Source organism: Streptomyces sp. Q6 (assembly GCF_036967205.1).
GTDB classification, from domain to species: Bacteria; Actinomycetota; Actinomycetes; order Streptomycetales; family Streptomycetaceae; genus Streptomyces; species Streptomyces citrinus.
The window spans coordinates 4790213-4807023 of the sequence record NZ_CP146022.1 but is presented as its reverse complement, the minus strand read 5'-3'; the positions used below and the strand labels follow the sequence as shown (position 1 = coordinate 4807023).

Here is a 16811-nt window from a genome sequence, read left to right as displayed (position 1 = left end):
GAGGTGCCCCACCCGGGCGGTCCGGCGCGGCACGGGCGGGGGCTCGGAGCGGGCAGCGGGCAGCGGGCAGCGGGAAAGGGCCCCTCGGACGGCATACCGAGGGACCCTTCTCGCGCGATCGGCGGACGTCGGCTCAGTGGCCGTGGTCGTCCGTCAGTGGGGCGCCCGCCTTCTCGACCGTGCTCGCGCGTGCGGCGCGGGCTCGGGCAGGAGTCGGTGGACGCACCGGCCTCACCCGCGCAGCGCCCCCACCGTCTTCAGCAGGCGGTCCGCACGGTCGCGCAGTTCCGGGTGGGCCAGGACCGTGTTGCGCAGGCCCCGGACCGGGCGGCGCCACAGGCGGTGGGCCGCCGCCATCGGGTGGGGGCGGGACGCGAAGCCCTCCGCCACGCGCAGTTCGCGGGTCTTCAGCCAGTCCTTGTACTCCTTCTCGCCGCGGCCCCAGTCCATCACCCTGATCCCGTGCCGGCCCGCCGCCTCGGCCATCCGCAGATGCATCATCAGGCCCGGCGAGTAGTAGCCGAACTCCGGGTCGTACGCCGTGAACCAGGCCGCGAAGACCGTGCGGGACGTCGGCCCGAAGTGGGCCGCCACCGGGCGGTCGCCCGCGTAGACGACCGAGAGGACACCGGTGAGGTGGTCCTCGCGGGTCCGGAAGAGGTGCTCGGTCAGGTCGACGATCCACGGGCGGGCGAAGCGGTCCATCCGGCCCGTGCGCCGGTACTGGGCCGACTTCCAGCGCATGAGCCGGCGCAGCACCTGGGGGTCGCGCTCGTCGTAGACGAAGCGCATCTCCCCCACGTTGCGGGTCAGGCGCCGCTCCTTCTTCAGCATCGTCTTGGCCTGGCCGGGGTACGACGCCCGCAGCCACTCCTCGTACGAGTCATGGCCGCCGTCCTTCAGATCGAGGACCGGCGAGGCGAACGTCCCCGTGACATAACGGCTGAACGGCTTCTGCTCCTCGACCAGGTGGTCGAACTCGAAGACCGCGAGGCCGCACGCCCGCAGCAGCGCCCCGGTGTCCCAGGTGACGCCGGGCCGGTGCACCAGCGCCTGGCAGTCGGACAGGCCCAGGCCGATGGCCCGGCCCACCCCCAACGGGCCCCGCTCGTACGGGAAGAAGCCGACCGGTTCGCTCCCCTCGCGCAGCACCGCCACCTGCGCGCCGCCCCGGTGTTGGCCGACCCCGATCGCGAACTCCGGTGACAGGAAGGGGTTCTGGTAGTCAGGCGACCCTTCCATGGTCTCGTGCCACGCCCCGAGGAGCGCCTTGCTCAGCTCCTCGGGTCTATGGGTCGTGATCTTCACTTCAGACCAACCGCCCCTCGGCCAGGGTGCGTTGATCTGTCCGCCTTGCGTACATGGACCCCCCTATTCCCCCACGGGGCTCAAAGGTCGCGAAACAGTACGCACGCTGTCAAGAGTCCTTCGAGCAGTCGTCGCAGGTTCGGTACGTGGCCCGGACCGCGTGCGGGTCGCGGACATTCCTCTCACCGAGCTGTCACGTTCCCCGCGCGGCGCGGGTCAGTCAGGCAGCGGACCGATTCCGCGCAGCGAAGCACCAGCGATCGGGAAGAACCCCGGAGGGTTTTCATGTCTGTCGCCTACGTCGTCGTCACCGTGTTCGCCGCCGTCATGGCCGGTTTCTCCGCCGCCTCCGTCTTCCTGCGCGCCCCCTGGGTCGTGCGGCCCATCGCCGACTACGGCATCCCCGCCTCGTGGCTGCCGTTCCTCGGCACCGTGAAGGCGGCGGGCGCCGTGGGTCTGCTCGTCGGACTCGCCGTCCCGGCGATCGGCGTCGCCGCCGGGATCGGGCTCGTCCTGTACTTCGCCGGGGCCGTGATCACCGTCGTACGGGCCCGCTGGTTCGCGCACGTGCCGTTCCCGCTGATCTACGCCGCCCCGGTCGTCGCCGCTCTCCTCCTCGCGTGACCTTGAGCACGGGCGGCGGCTACGGATTCTGGAGGCGGACGTGGACGTGCATGTCGTGCCAGCCGTCGGTGTGCAGCGCCGAGCTGCGACGCGTCCCCTCCAGTGGGTAGCCGGTCTTCTCCGCCACCCGGCACGACGGCTCGTTCCGCGTCGAGTGCAGCAATTCGACGCGGTGGAAGCCGGCCGCCAGGGCCCAGTCGGTCACCGTGGCCAGGGCCCTGGGGGCGACGGCCCGGCCGCGGGCGGCGGGCAGCACCCAGTAGCCGATCTCGGCGAGGCCCTCCAGGAGGTCCATGGTGCGCAGGGCCATGCGGCCGAGCGGGGCCCCGTCGCCCGCCCGCGCCACGATCCACTGCGCGGCCCGCTCGCTCCGCCAGTCCTCGTGCGTCCCCTCGATCCAGGTGCGCGCCTCCTGCGGCGATTCCATGGTCCGCGCGTGCCAGAAGCGCAGCGCCGGATCCTGGAAGGCCTCGTAGATCGCCTGCGCGTCGCTCGACTCGGCAGGTCTCAGCTGTAGTTCGCCGTCGGCCGTGGTCAGGGTCGGCTGGGGCGTCGCGGCCAGGGTGCCCGGCGGGATCGTCGGCTTCAGCTCTGTCGGCATGCCCGGCATTCTTTCCGGATCGCGGAGGGGTCGCACCCGCGTTTTCGGGCTGTTGCAGCATGTGCACGCTCGTTGCGGAGGCCCTGCTAGCGTCGGTCGTGAGCCCGGCCGAGAGGAACCGACAGCATGCGACCGACCCCTGACGTGGTCTGCCTCGGCGAGACCATGGCCCAGGCCGCCCCGGCCGACGGGCGCGGCCTGGAGCACAGCCGGGAGATACGCCTCGCCGTCGCGGGCGCCGAGTCGACCGTCGCGCAGTACCTCGCCGATCTCGGACACCGGGCCGCCTGGGTCAGCCGGGTCGGCGACGACCCGTTCGGACGGCGGATCGTGGCCTCGGTCGCCGCGCGCGGCGTGGACGTCGGCGGCGTACGGAGCGATCCCGGCGCCCCCACCGGCGTCTACTTCAAGGACCCGGGACCCGACGGCACCCGCGTGCACTACTACCGGCGCGGTTCCGCGGCCTCCCGGATGACGCCCGCCGACGCCGACGCCATCCCCTTCGGGCCCGAGGGCGTCCGCCTGCTGCACCTGACCGGCATCACCCCGGCCCTGTCGGACGGGTGCGCCGCGCTCGTGGACCGGGTCATGGAGCGGGCCGCTGACGCCGGATCCCTCGTGTCGTTCGACGTCAACCACCGCCCCGCGCTGTGGAGTTCACCGGTTGTCGCCGCCGACACGCTGCTCGGCCTCGCCCGGCGCGCCGACGTCGTCCTCGTCGGGCGGGACGAGGGCGAGGCCCTGTGGGGCGCCGCCACCGCCGACGCGCTGCGCGAGGTGATCGCCCCGCGCGGGGTCCTCGTCGTCAAGGACGGGGCCGTCGGCGCCACCGAGTTCGACGGCGGAGCCGTGGAGTTCGTGGCCGCGCCCGCCGTCGACGTCGTCGAACCGGTCGGCGCGGGGGACGCCTTCGCCGCCGGATATCTGAGCGGACTCCTGAACGGCGCGGCCCCGCGTGAACGTCTCGCTCTCGGGCACCTGCTCGCCGGGCGGACCCTGCGCAGCGTCGAGGACTACGTGCCCGTCGATCCCATGAACTCCGCTCACGCGAAAGGCGTCTGACGTCGTGTCACAGACAGTCCGGCGGGCCATCGACATCCTTGAGTTCGTCGCCCGCAAGCCCCGCACCCAGACCGAGGTCGGCGAACACCTGGGGGTGCACCGGTCGACCGCGCTGCGCATCCTGGAGTCGCTGACCGACGGCGGGCTCGCGCGGCGGCTGCCCGACGGGCGGTACGCGGTCGGGCACCGGCTCGCCGGTCTCGCCCAACTCGCCCTGGAACAGTTCGGATTGAAGGACATCGCCCAGGAACGGCTGCGCGCGCTCGGCGAACGCTGCGGGCACACCGTGCACCTCGCCGCGCTCGAAGGCGGACAGATCCTGTACGTCGACAAGATCGACCCGGTGGACGGCGTGCGGCTGTACGCGCAGATCGGCCGGCCCGTACGGCCGCACACGGCCGCCGTCGCCAAGGCGATCCTCGCCCACATCCCGCGCGCACAGGCCGCCGAACTGCTCGCCACCTGCGACTTCAAGGCGTACACCGCCACGACGATCACGTCCCCCGACCGCTTCGGGACGGTCCTCGACGAGACGCGGGCGCGCGGCTTCGCCGTCGACGACGGCGAGTACGAGGACTACGTGAACTGCCTCGCCGTCCCCGTACGGGACAGCGGCGGGGACGTGGTCGCGGCCGTGTCCGTAACCGCGCTCAAGGCGAGGGCCGACCTGGCCGCCCTTGAGGCGGACGTGCTGCCGGATCTGCTGTCCACCGCCGCGACGATCTCCAAGGAGCTGGGATGGCGTCCCTGATACCCACGAGCCCCACTAGCCCCACGAGCCCCACTAGCCCCACTAGCCCTATGAGCCCCACGAGCCCCGTGAGCCGCACCTTCGACGAGTTGTTCGGCGCCGTGCCCGTCATGGCCATCCTGCGCGGCATGAGCGAGGAGAAGTCCGTCGAACTCGCCGTGCGGGCATGGGACGTGGGTGTGGAGTGCGTCGAGGTTCCCGTACAGGACGAGGAGGCCGCCCGGGTGCTGCGGGCCGTCGTCGCCGCGGGGGCCGAGCGCGGGAAGCCGGTCGGCGCGGGCACCGTGACGTCGGCGCGGCGCCTCGGGTGGGCGGTGTCTGCGGGGGCGGCGTTCACCGTGGCCCCGGGGCTCGACACGGAGGTGGCGCGGGACAGCGTCGCGGCCGGACTGCCGCATCTGCCCGGGGTCGCCACGCCCACGGAGGTGCAGGCCGCGCGGGGCCTCGGCCTCGACTGGCTGAAGGCGTTCCCGGCGAGCGTGCTGGGGACCGGGTGGTTCCGGGCCATGCGGGGGCCGTTCCCGGAGGTGCCGTTCGTCGCGACGGGAGGCATCGACGCGGAGAACGCCGGGGCCTACCTCGACGCCGGGGCCAGGGTCGTCGCCGTGGGCTCGGCACTGGAGGACCCCGACCAACTCCCGCTGCTGGCAGATCTGTTGAGGCGGTAGCCCCCGGCAGCCTGAACACCTCCGGGATCCGGCCGCCGCCGTCCGGGCATCGCCCGCCGTTCCGCTTTCGATGCCGAATCCTCACCGTGCGCACGGGGGCACTTGAGGGTCCACGCGCCTATCCTGGATCGCCATGGAGGGGGACTCCTCGGGGCCACTGATCGTCATGTCGCCATCGGGCGTGCCGCGTGACGCCGATGTCGTCCTGCCCGAGGAAGGGCCCGACGTCACGGCGCTCCCCGAGGTCAGGCCGCGCCAGTCGGTGGACACCGGCGAGGACGACGGAATGCCGGGACTCGTGGCCGGAGAGCTGCTCGCCGGACAGTACCGGGTCGTCCGGCGGCTCGGACTCGGCGGGATGGGCGACGTGTATCTCGCGCGCGACGAGAAGGTCGACGAGCGGGAGGTCGCCGTCAAGACGCTGCGGCCCGGCCAGGCCGCCTTCGCCGAGCGGGCGCTGCGCGAGGAACGGCAGGCGTTCGCCGACCTCAACCACGAGGGCATCATCCCCGTCTTCAACTACGGCACCCACGAGCGGGTGGGCGACTTCCTCGTCCTGCCCTACGTCGACGGGCTCAACCTGGACGAGGTGCGGGCCCTCGCCCGGACCGATCCGGAGCGGTTCGGCGGCGCCCGGTTCCACGAGTTCGTCCTCGCGTACGGGATCCGGATCCTGTCGGCCCTGGAGCATCTGCACGTACGACCGCCGGGCTCCGGAGTCCTCGTCTACGGCGATCTGAAGCCGCAGAACGTGATGCACGACGTCTCCGCGATCAAGGTCGTCGACGTCGGCTCCATCCGGCCCGCGGGCGCCCCCGGCCTGACGACGTACGGGTTCCGCGCGCCGAACGTGCCGCTCACGCCGCCCGAGGTGGCGGGCGCCGGCCAACCGCAGGACGACCTGTTCGGGCTCGGCGAGACCCTGCGGACCCTGTGCGGGCTCGGCGAGAACCACCGCGACCTCGCCGCGCTCGGCGCGCTCGGCCGGCTGCGCGAGGGCGACACCCTCGCGGCGCGGGCCGCCCTCCTGACGACGACACCCGCCCCGTCCGGCCTCGGCCTGGTCTCGCTGGCCCGGGTACTGCGCCGCGCCACCCGCTCGACACCGGCCGACCGGTTCGCCGACGCCCGCGAGATGGACGACCAACTGCGCGGCGTGTGGCGGGAGTTACGTTCGCTGCGCACCCGGGACGAGACGTTCGAGCCGTCGCCGCTGTTCCTCCAGTCCCCGTACGCGCTCGACGCCGGACTCGGCACCGCGCCCGCCCTGCCGCGCTGGGCCACGCCGGCCGGCGAGACCCCGCCGGGGCCGCTGCACGAACCGCCGGCCCCCGCCGACGCCGCCGCCCGGCTCCCGGTGCCGCGCCCCGACCCGGACGACGCCCACCACGCCGCGCTCAGCCGGCTCGCCGACGCCGACCCGGCGGCGCTCCTCCAGAACACCGCCGACTGGCGCGACTCCCCGAAGTGCACCTGCTGCGCTGCCGGTTGAGGCTGCGTGTCGCGCTGCGCACCGATCCGGACGACGCCGACCTGAAGCTCGCCGAGGAGGAGCTGCGCGGCGCCGTCGACGCCATCGGCCGCGAGCGCTCGCGGCACGACTGGCGCGTCGACTGGCACCAGGGCCTCCTCGCGCTCGCCCGCGACGACGTCGTCTCGGCACGCGACCACTTCGACCAGGTCTACGGCGCGATCCCCGGCGAGTACGCGCCCAAGCTCGCCCTCGGCTACTGCGCCGAGCACCTCGGCCACCGGGCGGAACGCCGGTCCGGCGGCGAGGCGGCCCTCGGGCACTGGCACGAGGCGCTCACCTTCTACGAGGCGGTACGACTGCGCAATCCGTCGCTCGGCAGCGCGGCGTTCGGCGCCGCCCGCACCCGTCTCGCGCTCGGCGGCGCGGGCGCCCGCGCCGCCGCCATCGACGCCCTGGACGCGGTGCCGCAGCACTCCCGGCACCGCACGGCCGCGCGGACCGCGACGGTGCGGATCGCCGTCGAGCACGTGGACGGCACCGACACCCTGGAGGAGGCGCTGGTGCGGCTCGGCCGGCTCTTCAACGAGCACGGGCTCACCGACGAGCAGGCCCGCGTCCGGATGAAGGCCGAGGTGTGGGAGGCGGCGCAGCGCCTGGTGGTGGCGGGCACCGTCGACGCGGCGGGCCTCGCCCACCTGTCCCGGGCCACCGCGGCCCGCGACGACGAGGCGCGCGACGCCGGAGGACGCCTCGAATTTCCCTCTCAGGGGCGTGAGTTGGGCACGCATCTCTCCGGGTTCTATCTGATGCTGGCCCGTCAGGCGGCCCGCTCCGAGGATCTGCCGCACGCCGACGAGATCGCCGAACGCCTCCTGGACCGCGCCTACTTGGTCCGCCCGATGGCGCTGCGGCACCACAGGGACCGGCGCCCGCTGCCCGCCCTGCTGCACCCCCTGCTGAGGCGAGGCGTGTGAGGCGGCCCCGGCTGCGCCGCCCCGTCCCCCGCTGGGCCCCGCCCCTGCGCCGCCTGCTGTGGCCGCCACCCGCCCGCGCCCACAGCGCGCCCCGCAACCGCACCTACCTGCGCGACCGTCTCGTCGCCCTGCCCCTGCTCGCGCTCGTCGGCTTCGCCGCGCTCGGCTGGGCGTACGCGGAGGTCCGCGCCGACTCGACGTACATCCGCACCCAACTCGCCCCGGCGCTCGGCGATCTGGCCGACGCGCGGACGTCGCTGCGGATCGCCCAGCGCGAGGCCGAGGTCGGCCTGGACGCGGGCAGCGCCGTCGAACTCTCCGGCCTCGGGCCGCGCTACGCCGCCCGCACCGGCGCCGCGGCCCAGGACATCGCCCGGCTCTCGCGCGGCGGCGCCTTCGGCGAGGCCCAGCGCCAGGAGCTCGACGTCGTCTCCGGACTCATCGACGGCTACGAGGAGTGGATCGCCTGGGCCAGGACCAACGTCGGCGACCCGGCGCTGCGCCGCGCCGGACTCGCGTACGCGGCGAGCATGCTCTGCCCCGACGCGACCGGCGAGACGGCCGTCGACCGGGACGCCCCTACCCGCGCTGCCGCCCCGCCGCCGAACCCGCCGACGCGACCACGGTCGTCGACCGCATCACCGCCCTCGAACGCGATCTGCACGGCCGCCTCGCCGCACGCGCCGCCCTCGGCCCCGGGTGATCGCCGCCGGAGCGGTCGCCGCGTGCTGCTTCGTCCTGCTCGCGGTGGGGCTGTGGCGCACGGTGTTCTTCCTGCGCCGCCGAATGCGGATCAGGCTGAGCGTGCCGCTGCTCGCCGCCGCGCTGCCGCTGCTCGTGGTGCCGTGGCTCGCGGCCGACGGCGTACGGGCCCAGCTCGCGCAGCACGACGCCGTGCCGTACGCGGATGTCCTGGCCCGCGACTCCTCCCCCGAGGTGGAGGTCAGCGCCGAACGGGACCCGCTGGCGGAGCCCGATCCGGCGGCGATCCGCCCGGCGGCCGCCCGCATGGAACAGGCCGTACGGGACGGGGAGCTGGGCGGCATCGACGTCCTGGCCGGCTGGGTGGCCCCCCTCGGTGTGCTGGTCGGCGCCGTGGCGGGCGGCGCGCTGCACGTGTACCGGCGGGAGTACCTGCTGGTCGGCCGCGGCGGCGGGGTGAGCGCGTGAGGAGCCCGCGCGGTCCCGTCCGGCTCGCCCTGGCCGCTGTCCTCCTGGCCCTCAGCGCGCTCACCGGAGGCTGCTCCTCCGGCGGCGGCTCCCCGGTCGTGGTGCTCGGCCCGTGGACCGGCGCGGAGGGCGAGGCGTTCACGTCCGTCCTGCGGCAGCTGTCGCGGGGGTCCGGGCACCGGTACGTCTACCAGGGCACCCGCTCGCTGCGCGAGACGCTCGTCGCCCAGCTCGCCGCCGACGCGCCCCCGGACGTCGCCATCCTCAACAGCATCGGCGAACTCACCGAGTACGCCGCGCAGAACAAGCTCAAGCCCCTCGACGAGGCGGCCGCCGAGCGCGCCTTCCCGCCCTGGTCCCCCACCCTCATGGTGGAGGGGCGCCGCCGCACCTACTGGGTGCCGCTCAAGGTCGACCTCAAGAGCCTGGTGTGGAGCAGGACGGGCTCCCCGGGCGGCGACCCCGCCTGGTGCGTGGGGATGGCGGCACAGGCCACGTCGGGCTGGCCGGGCACCGACTGGGTCGAGGACATCCTGCTGCACCAGGCGGGCCCGGCGACGTACACGCAGTGGGCGACGGGCCGCCTCGACTGGGCCGGGTCCCCCGCGGTGAAGCGGGCGTTCACCACGTGGGCCGGCCTCCTCGAAGCGCGCGGCAAGCGCTCGCAGCGCGCCATCGAGTCGTCCCTGACGATGTCGTTCTGGGGGACGCCCGACCCCGACCACCCGGACGGGGACGCGCGCGGTCTGCTCGGCGGCTCGCAGCCCGGGTGCACGCACGAGCACCAGGCGTCGTTCGTCCGCTACCTGTACGCGCCCCGGGACGACATCCGCGTGGAGCCCGCGGCCCGCTTCCTCGGGGGTTCGCCCACGTACAAGAAGGCCTTCGAGGTGTCCGGCGACATGGCGGCGGTCCTGACGGACAGCCCCGGCGCGCAGGAGCTGGTGCGGCGGCTGACCAGCGAGGAGGGGCGGCAGGAGTGGTCGAAGGCGGCCGAGCCGCACCTGCGGCCCTTCTTCCCCGACGCCACGGACCCGCAGCCCGACGACAACCCGGTGGCGCAGGAGATCGCCTCCTACCTCACGCACGACGCGGACACGCTCTGCTTCGACGCGTCGGACGTGATGCCGCCGGTGCTGCGGGACGCGTTCTACCGGGCGGTCCTGGAGTACTTCCGCTCTCCGACGGCCGCAACGCTGCGCACGATCCTGGCCCAGCTGGAGACGGTGCGGACGCAGATCGCGGCGACGGACACCCCTCGGGGCGTGCGGCGGCCGACGGACATCTGCCACCTCTCCGGCCCGGCCGGCGACTGAGCCGGCGGGCCTACCGCAGCTCGTCCGGGCAGGGCGTGCCCCGGGACCACCACTTGTAGGGCGCCGCCAGGTGGTACGTGCCGGCCCGCGGGGCGACGAGCTCGGTCCACTGGTCCCCCGACGCGTCCTCCGCCGTCTCGAACAGGCACCCGTGCACGTTGTCGAACCGCTTGGGGAGGCTGTCGTCGCCCTCCCGCGCCCGCTGCGACGCCTCCGTCTCGCGCGGCGCGTCCAGCGCCTTGCCGTCCTCGTCGACGACCGCGAGCCACGGCGAGTACGGGACGCGGATCAGGACGTGGCCCGGCTTGGTCACCTCGATGGTCAGCTCGCTCTGCTCGGCGGCGTCGACGCGTGCGTTCGGCTCGGCCATGGGCGTCGGGTCGGTGACGGCGAACAGCTGCCAGTTGGCGTCGCCCCAGACCTGCTTCAGATACGGCAGCCCGCGCTGCACCAGCTCCCGCTCGCGCTCGCTGCCCGCGCCGTCCGGCTCGCCCTTCGGCAGCACCACGTACCGCACGGCCCAGCGCTTGAGCCACTCGTGATAGTTCGCCGAGTTGAGGCTGTCGTCGTAGAAGAGCGGGTTGCGCTTCATGTCGGCCTGCCGGGTCCAGCCGCGCGCCAGGTTCACGTACGGGGCGAGCGCGGACGCCTCCCGGTGGGAGCGGGCGGGCACGACCTCGACGCGGCCGCGCTCGGCCCCGACGTCCTGCAACTCGTTGACGAGGGGCGCAAGCTCGCGCGCCCAGGACGCCTCCGGGGTCGTCCGGACGACGTCGTCGACGGACTTGAACCCGATCCAGCCATTCAACCCGACGAACGCGATGACGACGACGTACCACTTGCGCGAGCGCGGCACGGTGAACGGCAGCGCGGCGAGCAGCGCGACGCCCGCGAACAGCATCGGCAGGCGCGTGATGTTCGAGCCGATCTGCGAACTGATCAGCCACACCAGGAGCACGGACAGGGTGTAGACGGCGGACGTGATCCGCACCGTCACCCACTCCTTGGGCACCAGGAAGCAGACGAGCAGGCCGTACGCGATCGGCAGCAGCGTCGACCAGAACGACATCGGCTGCGTCCCGGAGAACGGGAACAGCCACGCCGACAGCCCGACGACGACGGTGGGCGCGATGCCCAGCGCGTACGCCCCGGGCCGTCGCTTCTGGAGGAAGAGCGCGACGGCGACGAGTCCCACGAACAGGCCCGCCACCGGCGAGCAGGCCGTGGCGAGCCCGGCGAGCGGCGCGGCGACGGCCGCCTTCGCCCATCGCCGGTGGCGCCAGCGGTAGGGCCAGCAGAAGACGGCGGCGACCGCGGCGAGCCCGAACATCATGCCGAGGCCGAAGGTGACGCGGCCCGACGCGGCGTTGCACAGCAGCGCGAAGACACCGGCGAGGGCGGGCCACAGCGGCCGGACGACGGCCCGCGGCCGGATCAGGATCAGGGCCAGGAGCGCCGCGGAGAGGGTCCCGGCGACCATCATCGTCGTCCGTACGCCGAGCACCGACATCAGATACGGCGACACGACGCTGTACGACACCGGGTGCATGCCGCCGTACCAGGCGAGGTTGTACGCGGAGTCGGGGTGCCGGCCGACGAACTCGGCCCACGCGTCCTGCGCGGCGAGGTCGCCGCCACTGTTCGCGAACGTGAAGAACCAGATGAGGTGCAGCACCGCGGCGACGGCGGTGGCGAGAGTGACGGGGTGCCGGGCGACACGCAGCCACCACGGCCGGCCCTGCGGTCCCGCTCCGGCGGTGGACGGTTCCCGGTCCTGCTGCGGCTGCGCGGGGACCCGTATTCGCACCTGCCCGGAACCCGGCTCGGCGTCGTCGGCGCGCGTCGGCTCCGCTGTGGTCACTGCTGACACTCCCGTACGTACCGTCCGAACGACCGAGGGAACGTCCCGGTCCTGCCCCGGTCTCGCGACGCTAGCACGGAGTCTGTGAACAGGCGCCGCGGGAGGCCGATGCCGACCGGCCTCCCGCGGAACCGTTATCCGACGCGCTTGATCTTCGCGCCGAGGCCCGGCTCGGCCAGATCCTCCTGGAGGGCGACGGGCACCTCGACGGCGTCGTTCTTGCCGTCGCCGACGCTGAGCACGCCGACCTCGGTGCCGGCCTTCGCCGCGTGCGGCACCGTCTCGCCCTTGCGGTCGTCCAGGGCGAGCCGGACGGTCAGGCCCGACCAGCCGACGGCGGAGACGTCCTTCGTGGCGACGACCGGGGTCGTGCCGCCCATGCCGTCGTCGACCTCGCCGACGACGTCGCCCTTCTTCACGATGGTCTTCGCGGTGAGCGCCTGCTGACCCGCCTCGATCAGCTTGCGGGTGGCCGAGGTGACCTCGTCGATGTTGGCGACGCCGTTGCTCCCGTACTGGCCGAGGACCGCGCCGATGATCGTCTGCGGCTTGCCGTCGACGGTCTTCTCCGCGGCGAAGAGGATGTTGCCGCCCGCCGCGGTGGTGGTGCCGGTCTTGATGCCGACGGCGACGGTCGGGACGAGTCCGAGGAAGTTCTTCTGCTCGTCCCCGTTGAGGTCCGTGTACTTGTTCTGCCGGGAGATCTCCTTGAAGACGGGGTTCTCCATCGCGGCGCGCCCCAGCTTCACCAGGTCCTCGGCGGTGGACACGGTCGTCTTGTCGAGCCCGCTGGGGTCGGTGTACGTCGTGTTCTTCATCCCCAGCTCCGCGGCCGTCTTGTTCATCTTCTCGACGAACGCGTCCTCGGAGGTCTCGCCGGTGTCCCAGCGGGCCAGCAGCTTGGCGATGTTGTTGGCGGACGGCAGCATGACCGCCTGGAGCGCCTCGTACTCGGAGATCTTCTGGCCCTCGGTGACCTTGACCACCGACTCGTTCTCGGCCTTGCCGGTCTCGTAGTGCTTCTGCGCGGCCGCGTCGACGGGGATCATCGGCCCCTTCGCACCGGTCTTGAGCGGGTGGTCGCGCAGGATGACGTAGACCGTCATGACCTTGGCGATGCTCGCGATCGGTACGGGCTTCTGGCTGCCGGACGTGCCGAACGTGCCGATGCCGTTCACGTCCATCGCCGCCTGTCCCTGGCCGGGCCAGGGCACGGACGGCTTGCCGCCCTCGAACGAGACGGTCTCCTGCGCGGTCAGGCTCAGGGTGGGCGTCGGCAGCGGGCGCACGGCCTGCACGATCGCGAACACGACGACCAGGAGCAGGACGACCGGCGTCCAGATCTTGAACCGCCGCACAGTGGTGCGGACCCGGGTCTCCGGGGGCGGCGGGGTGTTGGTCAGCTCCGCGAGCAGGTCGATCGGCGGCTTCGGCGGCAGCGGCTGCTGCGTGGTCCGCTCGGGCACGGCGGGCTCCACCGGGGTCCCGGTCGGCGCGCTCGCGTTCGGCTTTGCCTTCGCCTTCGCGTTCGCACTGTCGTCGAGCGGCTTCAGCGGGACGAACCGGCTCGTGCGCTCGACGTCGCTCTCCGGCGCGGAACCGCCGGCGACGGGCGACTTGAGCATGGTCGTCGGCTGATCGACCGGCGGCGCGACGGCCTTGAAGACGGCGGTGGGGTGGTCGACGGCGGGCGCGGCCTTGGGCTCATCGGTCTTGGGCGCGGCGGGCTTGGCGTCGTCGGGCTTGGGCGCGGTGCCGGGCTTGGGCGCGGCGAGCTTGGCGTCGGCGGCCTCGGGCTCGTCGGCCTTGAGCGCGGCGGGCTTGGCTTCGGCAGCCTTGGGCTCCGTGCCGGGCTTGGGCGCGGCGAGCTTGGCGTCGGCGGCCTCGGGCTCGTCGGCCTTGAGCGCGGCGGGCTTGGCGTCGGTTGCCTTGGGCTCGGCGTCGTCGGGCTTCGGCGTGGCAGCGGGCTTCGGGTCGGCTTCGGCCTCGGCCTCGGTGTCGCCCTTCGGCGCGGCAGCGGGCTCGGTCTCCGGGGCAGCCCCTCGGGCTCGGCGTCGGCCTCGGGCTCGGCCGGCTCGGGCGCCGCGTCCTGCGGCTCGGGCTCGGCGTCAGCCGTCGGCTCGGCGTCGGACGTCGGCTCGGCCGCGTCCTCCGGCTCGGCGTCGGACGTCGGCTCGGCGTCAGGCTCCGGCTCGGGATCGGGCCCAGCGGCGTCAGCCGTCGGCCCGGGCTCGGTCACCTCCGCCGTCGGCTCGGCGTCGGCGTCGGCGTCCACGGTGGCCTCCACCTCGGGCTCCGCCGGCTCCGCGCCGCCGTCCCGCTCCGGGGCGGCAGCCTCAGCCGCACCGCCGGACCCGGCAGAACCGCCCTCAGGGCCGTCCTGGGCGTCGCCCTCCGGCCCGTTCACCCACGCGGCCACAGCGGCCCGCAGACGGGCGTCACCGGGCTCTTCCGGGGCCGCGGCGTCGTCCGCCGCGTCCGACCCGGTCGCCCGGACCGAGAACACGGCCGTCGGCTGATCGACGCCGGCCGGGGCCGACCCCGATCCCGACGGAGTACTGCGCGCCACCGCGAGCCGCGGATCGCGTTCGTCCGGGGTCGTCCCGCCCGACGCCTTCTGCTCTCCCGACCTGTCGGGGGTCCCCGCCACCGATGCCTCCTCGACCGCTTACGACTGACGTGCCGGACAGTCTGCGCCTGTCTGACCCTGTCCGAACCATGTACCAGTGTCCTGTGTGGGGGCTTAACCCCCCCGGTAGACGAGAACGACATACCTGCCGGTTCCCGCCCAAAGCCCCCACGCACTCTCGACAGACCAATGTGAGAGGGGTCACCCTGTCATTCATCCACGCGGGGAGGCATGGATGGGCAGGAGCCGCAGAACACTTCCGGAGGAGCTTCTGCTGCTCGCTCTGGACCCGGCCACGGGTACCACAGCGCAGCCGCAGTCGCTCGACCTAGGTCTGGCCGGAGCACAGCTAGTAGAGCTGGCGCTGGCCGGACGGATAGCCCCAGACGGGGATCGTATCGCCGTGGTGGCACCACGGCCGACCGGAGATCCGACACTGGACTGCGCGTTGGAGTTGCTGCGAAGGCGCGGCGCTCCTGTGCGGGCGGTCCACTGGATTGGCGGGCCGCGCCTTGGCCTTCGCCAGACCTATCTCTCGCACCTGGAGCGGTGCGGCATGGTGCATGCCGTGGCGGGACAGATGTGCGGGGTGCTGCCGACGACTCGCTACCAGGCGACGGAGACAGCGATCAGCCGGGAGATCAGGTCCCGGCTGGACAGCGCGATCCGGACCGGCGTTCCGCCGGACCCCCGGACCGCGGCGCTCGCCGCACTGGCCCACGCGGTCGGACTCGGCAAGCACCTGTACCCGGGGAACGAGGGACGCTCGTCCCGATCCCGGCTGCGGGACCTGATCAGGCACGACCCGATGGGCGGCCTCGTGGCGCACGCCGTGATGGACGTCCAGAACGGGGTGGCCGCTCAGCCACGCCGTTCGCCCGCCGCACCGGCGGGCCGGCCCGCACCGGAGCCCGCCAGGGGCGTCCCGATGCAGCCGCGCCACGGTTCCATGGCTCGCGCCGTGGCTCACTAGGCGGGCAGCAGCACCCGTAACACCAGGCACGACACGCACCACACGCACAACACCCGCAACAGCGCCGCACCGCAGTCCCCACAGACCCGGTTCGGGAGCCGCAGTACCGCGCGGGGCGATGACCGGACGTCCGCACCTCAGGACGGTGCCCCGGCCATCGCCCCGCGCGGTCGCGTTCGCGCTGCGTACGCCATGGATATCCGCTGTTTGCCAGCGCCGGACGCACCAGGGTGGCAATCTGCTGAGCAGCAGATACACAACGTAGGCAGACCCGTACGCAGAACAAGAAAATGCACGCAGCCGGAGGTGCACGTCCCGTGGCGTCCAACGTCAATCCCACTGTCAGGCGACGCCGGTTGGGCCAGGAGCTGCGCAGGCTCCGCGAGCTCAAGGGCATGACCGCCGAGGAGGTCGCCGAGCGCCTGCTGGTGTCGCAGTCGAAGATCAGCCGCCTGGAGAACGGGCGGCGCAGCATCAGCCAGCGCGACGTCCGTGACCTGTGCGGGGTCTACGAGGTCGAGGACCACCGGATCGTCGACTCGCTGATGCAGATGGCCAAGGACTCGCGCCAGCAGGGCTGGTGGCACTCCTTCGGCGACATCCCGTACAGCGTCTACATCGGCCTGGAGACCGACGCGGCGTCGCTGCGCGTCTACGACCCGCAGGTGGTGCCCGGCCTGCTCCAGACCCGCGGCTACGCGGAGGCGCTCATCAACGGCGCGCTTCCGGAGACGACGGCGCAGGACATCGAGAAGCGCGTCCAGGTGCGGATGCGCCGCCAGGAGCGCATCCAGGCGCCCGACAACCCGCTGCGCCTGTGGACGGTGCTCGACGAGGCGGCGCTGCGCCGCGGTGTCGGCGGCAAGCACGTGATGCGCGAGCAGCTGGAGCACCTCGTCGAGCAGTCCCAACTGCCGCACGTGACGGTGCAGGTGATCCCGTTCGAGATGGGGGCGCACCCCGGGCTCAACGGGCAGTACGCGATCCTGGAGTTCCCCGACGCGGCGGATTCCAGCGTGGTCTACATCGAGGGCGTCACCAGCGATCTCTACCTGGAGAAGGCCAACGATGTGCAGAAGTACAGCGTCATGTACGAGCATCTGCGGGCACAAGCGCTGAATGTGGAGCAATCCCGACAGTTCATCTCGGAGATCGCCAAGGAACACGCCCGCTGACGTCCGGAGGAACGATCTCCGGAAGGCCGGATTCCGCGCTTTCATCGTGCCTCCGAGGCAAAGGCGCCGCACGGTACACCTTCGCCTCGGAAAAATGGAAGACCCCCATGGAATATGCCATCCGGTTGGGTGAATGGCCGCTTCATACACCCGAGTTGGCGAGTAGCGTCGATCACGCCATCAAGACAACATCGTTGGCGCGAACCGCTCTGATCCTCTGAGCGG

At 72.9% G+C, this 16811-nt stretch carries 15 protein-coding genes; 10 read left to right on the top strand and 5 right to left on the bottom strand.

From position 1 onward, the window contains the following. Positions 1–231: 231 nt before the first annotated feature. Positions 232–1308 carry a GNAT family N-acetyltransferase gene (locus V2W30_RS22475; protein ID WP_338699127.1) on the bottom strand — a complete coding sequence of 359 codons (1077 nt, stop codon included), beginning with the start codon at positions 1306–1308 and terminating at the stop codon, positions 232–234. Between the two features lie 285 nt (positions 1309–1593). Here V2W30_RS22475 and V2W30_RS22470 point away from each other — a divergent pair, with 285 nt between their 5' ends. Then, positions 1594–1932, top strand: coding sequence for a DoxX family protein (locus V2W30_RS22470; protein WP_338699125.1), 339 nt, complete (start codon positions 1594–1596; stop codon positions 1930–1932). Between the two features lie 19 nt (positions 1933–1951). Here V2W30_RS22470 and V2W30_RS22465 read toward each other — a convergent pair whose 3' ends face one another. Beyond that, positions 1952–2533: a GNAT family N-acetyltransferase gene (locus V2W30_RS22465; RefSeq protein WP_338699123.1), complete on the bottom strand. Its 582-nt coding sequence runs from the start codon at positions 2531–2533 to the stop codon at positions 1952–1954. Positions 2534–2659: 126 nt separating this feature from the next. Between V2W30_RS22465 and V2W30_RS22460 the strand changes: the two genes are divergently transcribed. The 5 genes from V2W30_RS22460 to V2W30_RS22440 all read left to right on the top strand — a co-directional run bounded on the left by V2W30_RS22460 (position 2660) and on the right by V2W30_RS22440 (position 7462). Continuing rightward, on the top strand, positions 2660–3595 hold the full coding sequence (locus tag V2W30_RS22460) for a sugar kinase (RefSeq protein WP_338699121.1): 936 nt from the start codon (positions 2660–2662) through the stop codon (positions 3593–3595). Between the two features lie 4 nt (positions 3596–3599). Further along, positions 3600–4346, top strand: coding sequence for an IclR family transcriptional regulator (locus V2W30_RS22455; RefSeq protein ID WP_338699119.1), 747 nt, complete (start codon positions 3600–3602; stop codon positions 4344–4346). A gap of 50 nt (positions 4347–4396) precedes the next feature. Next, positions 4397–5014, top strand: a complete 618-nt coding sequence (locus tag V2W30_RS22450; protein ID WP_338699117.1) for a bifunctional 4-hydroxy-2-oxoglutarate aldolase/2-dehydro-3-deoxy-phosphogluconate aldolase — start codon at positions 4397–4399, stop codon at positions 5012–5014. Positions 5015–5147: 133 nt separating this feature from the next. Continuing rightward, complete coding sequence (locus V2W30_RS22445; protein ID WP_338699115.1) at positions 5148–6506, top strand: serine/threonine-protein kinase; 1359 nt, start codon at positions 5148–5150, stop codon at positions 6504–6506. Beyond that, positions 6482–7462 carry a tetratricopeptide repeat protein gene (locus tag V2W30_RS22440; RefSeq protein ID WP_338699113.1) on the top strand — a complete coding sequence of 327 codons (981 nt, stop codon included), beginning with the start codon at positions 6482–6484 and terminating at the stop codon, positions 7460–7462. Before V2W30_RS22445 ends, V2W30_RS22440 begins: the two co-directional genes overlap by 25 nt. Positions 7463–7910: 448 nt before the next feature. Here V2W30_RS22440 and V2W30_RS22435 read toward each other — a convergent pair whose 3' ends face one another. Continuing rightward, the gene (locus tag V2W30_RS22435) at positions 7911–8126 is read right to left on the bottom strand and encodes a hypothetical protein (RefSeq protein WP_338699111.1); all 216 of its coding nucleotides are present in this window, start codon (positions 8124–8126) and stop codon (positions 7911–7913) included. Between the two features lie 35 nt (positions 8127–8161). Between V2W30_RS22435 and V2W30_RS22430 the strand changes: the two genes are divergently transcribed. Both V2W30_RS22430 and V2W30_RS22425 read left to right on the top strand, forming a co-directional pair. Further along, positions 8162–8632 carry a hypothetical protein gene (locus V2W30_RS22430; protein ID WP_338699110.1) on the top strand — a complete coding sequence of 157 codons (471 nt, stop codon included), beginning with the start codon at positions 8162–8164 and terminating at the stop codon, positions 8630–8632. Beyond that, entirely contained in the window at positions 8629–9948 is a 1320-nt protein-coding gene (locus V2W30_RS22425; protein WP_338699109.1) for an extracellular solute-binding protein, read from the top strand. Before V2W30_RS22430 ends, V2W30_RS22425 begins: the two co-directional genes overlap by 4 nt. A gap of 10 nt (positions 9949–9958) precedes the next feature. On the opposite strand, the gene V2W30_RS22420 is transcribed toward V2W30_RS22425, so the two are convergent. Together V2W30_RS22420 and V2W30_RS22415 are read right to left on the bottom strand one after the other, a co-directional pair. After that, complete coding sequence (locus V2W30_RS22420; RefSeq protein ID WP_338699107.1) at positions 9959–11809, bottom strand: MFS transporter; 1851 nt, start codon at positions 11807–11809, stop codon at positions 9959–9961. A 134-nt stretch (positions 11810–11943) separates the two neighbouring features. Further along, a complete protein-coding gene (locus tag V2W30_RS22415; protein WP_338699105.1) occupies positions 11944–13434 on the bottom strand; it encodes a D-alanyl-D-alanine carboxypeptidase in 1491 nt (496 codons plus the stop codon). 1239 nt (positions 13435–14673) lie between these two features. Here V2W30_RS22415 and V2W30_RS22410 point away from each other — a divergent pair. Both V2W30_RS22410 and V2W30_RS22405 read left to right on the top strand, forming a co-directional pair. Beyond that, a complete protein-coding gene (locus V2W30_RS22410) occupies positions 14674–15411 on the top strand; it encodes a GOLPH3/VPS74 family protein (protein ID WP_338699103.1) in 738 nt (245 codons plus the stop codon). Between the two features lie 317 nt (positions 15412–15728). Further along, the gene (locus V2W30_RS22405; RefSeq protein WP_338699101.1) at positions 15729–16586 is read left to right on the top strand and encodes a helix-turn-helix transcriptional regulator; all 858 of its coding nucleotides are present in this window, start codon (positions 15729–15731) and stop codon (positions 16584–16586) included. The last annotated feature ends 225 nt before the right edge of the window (positions 16587–16811 follow it).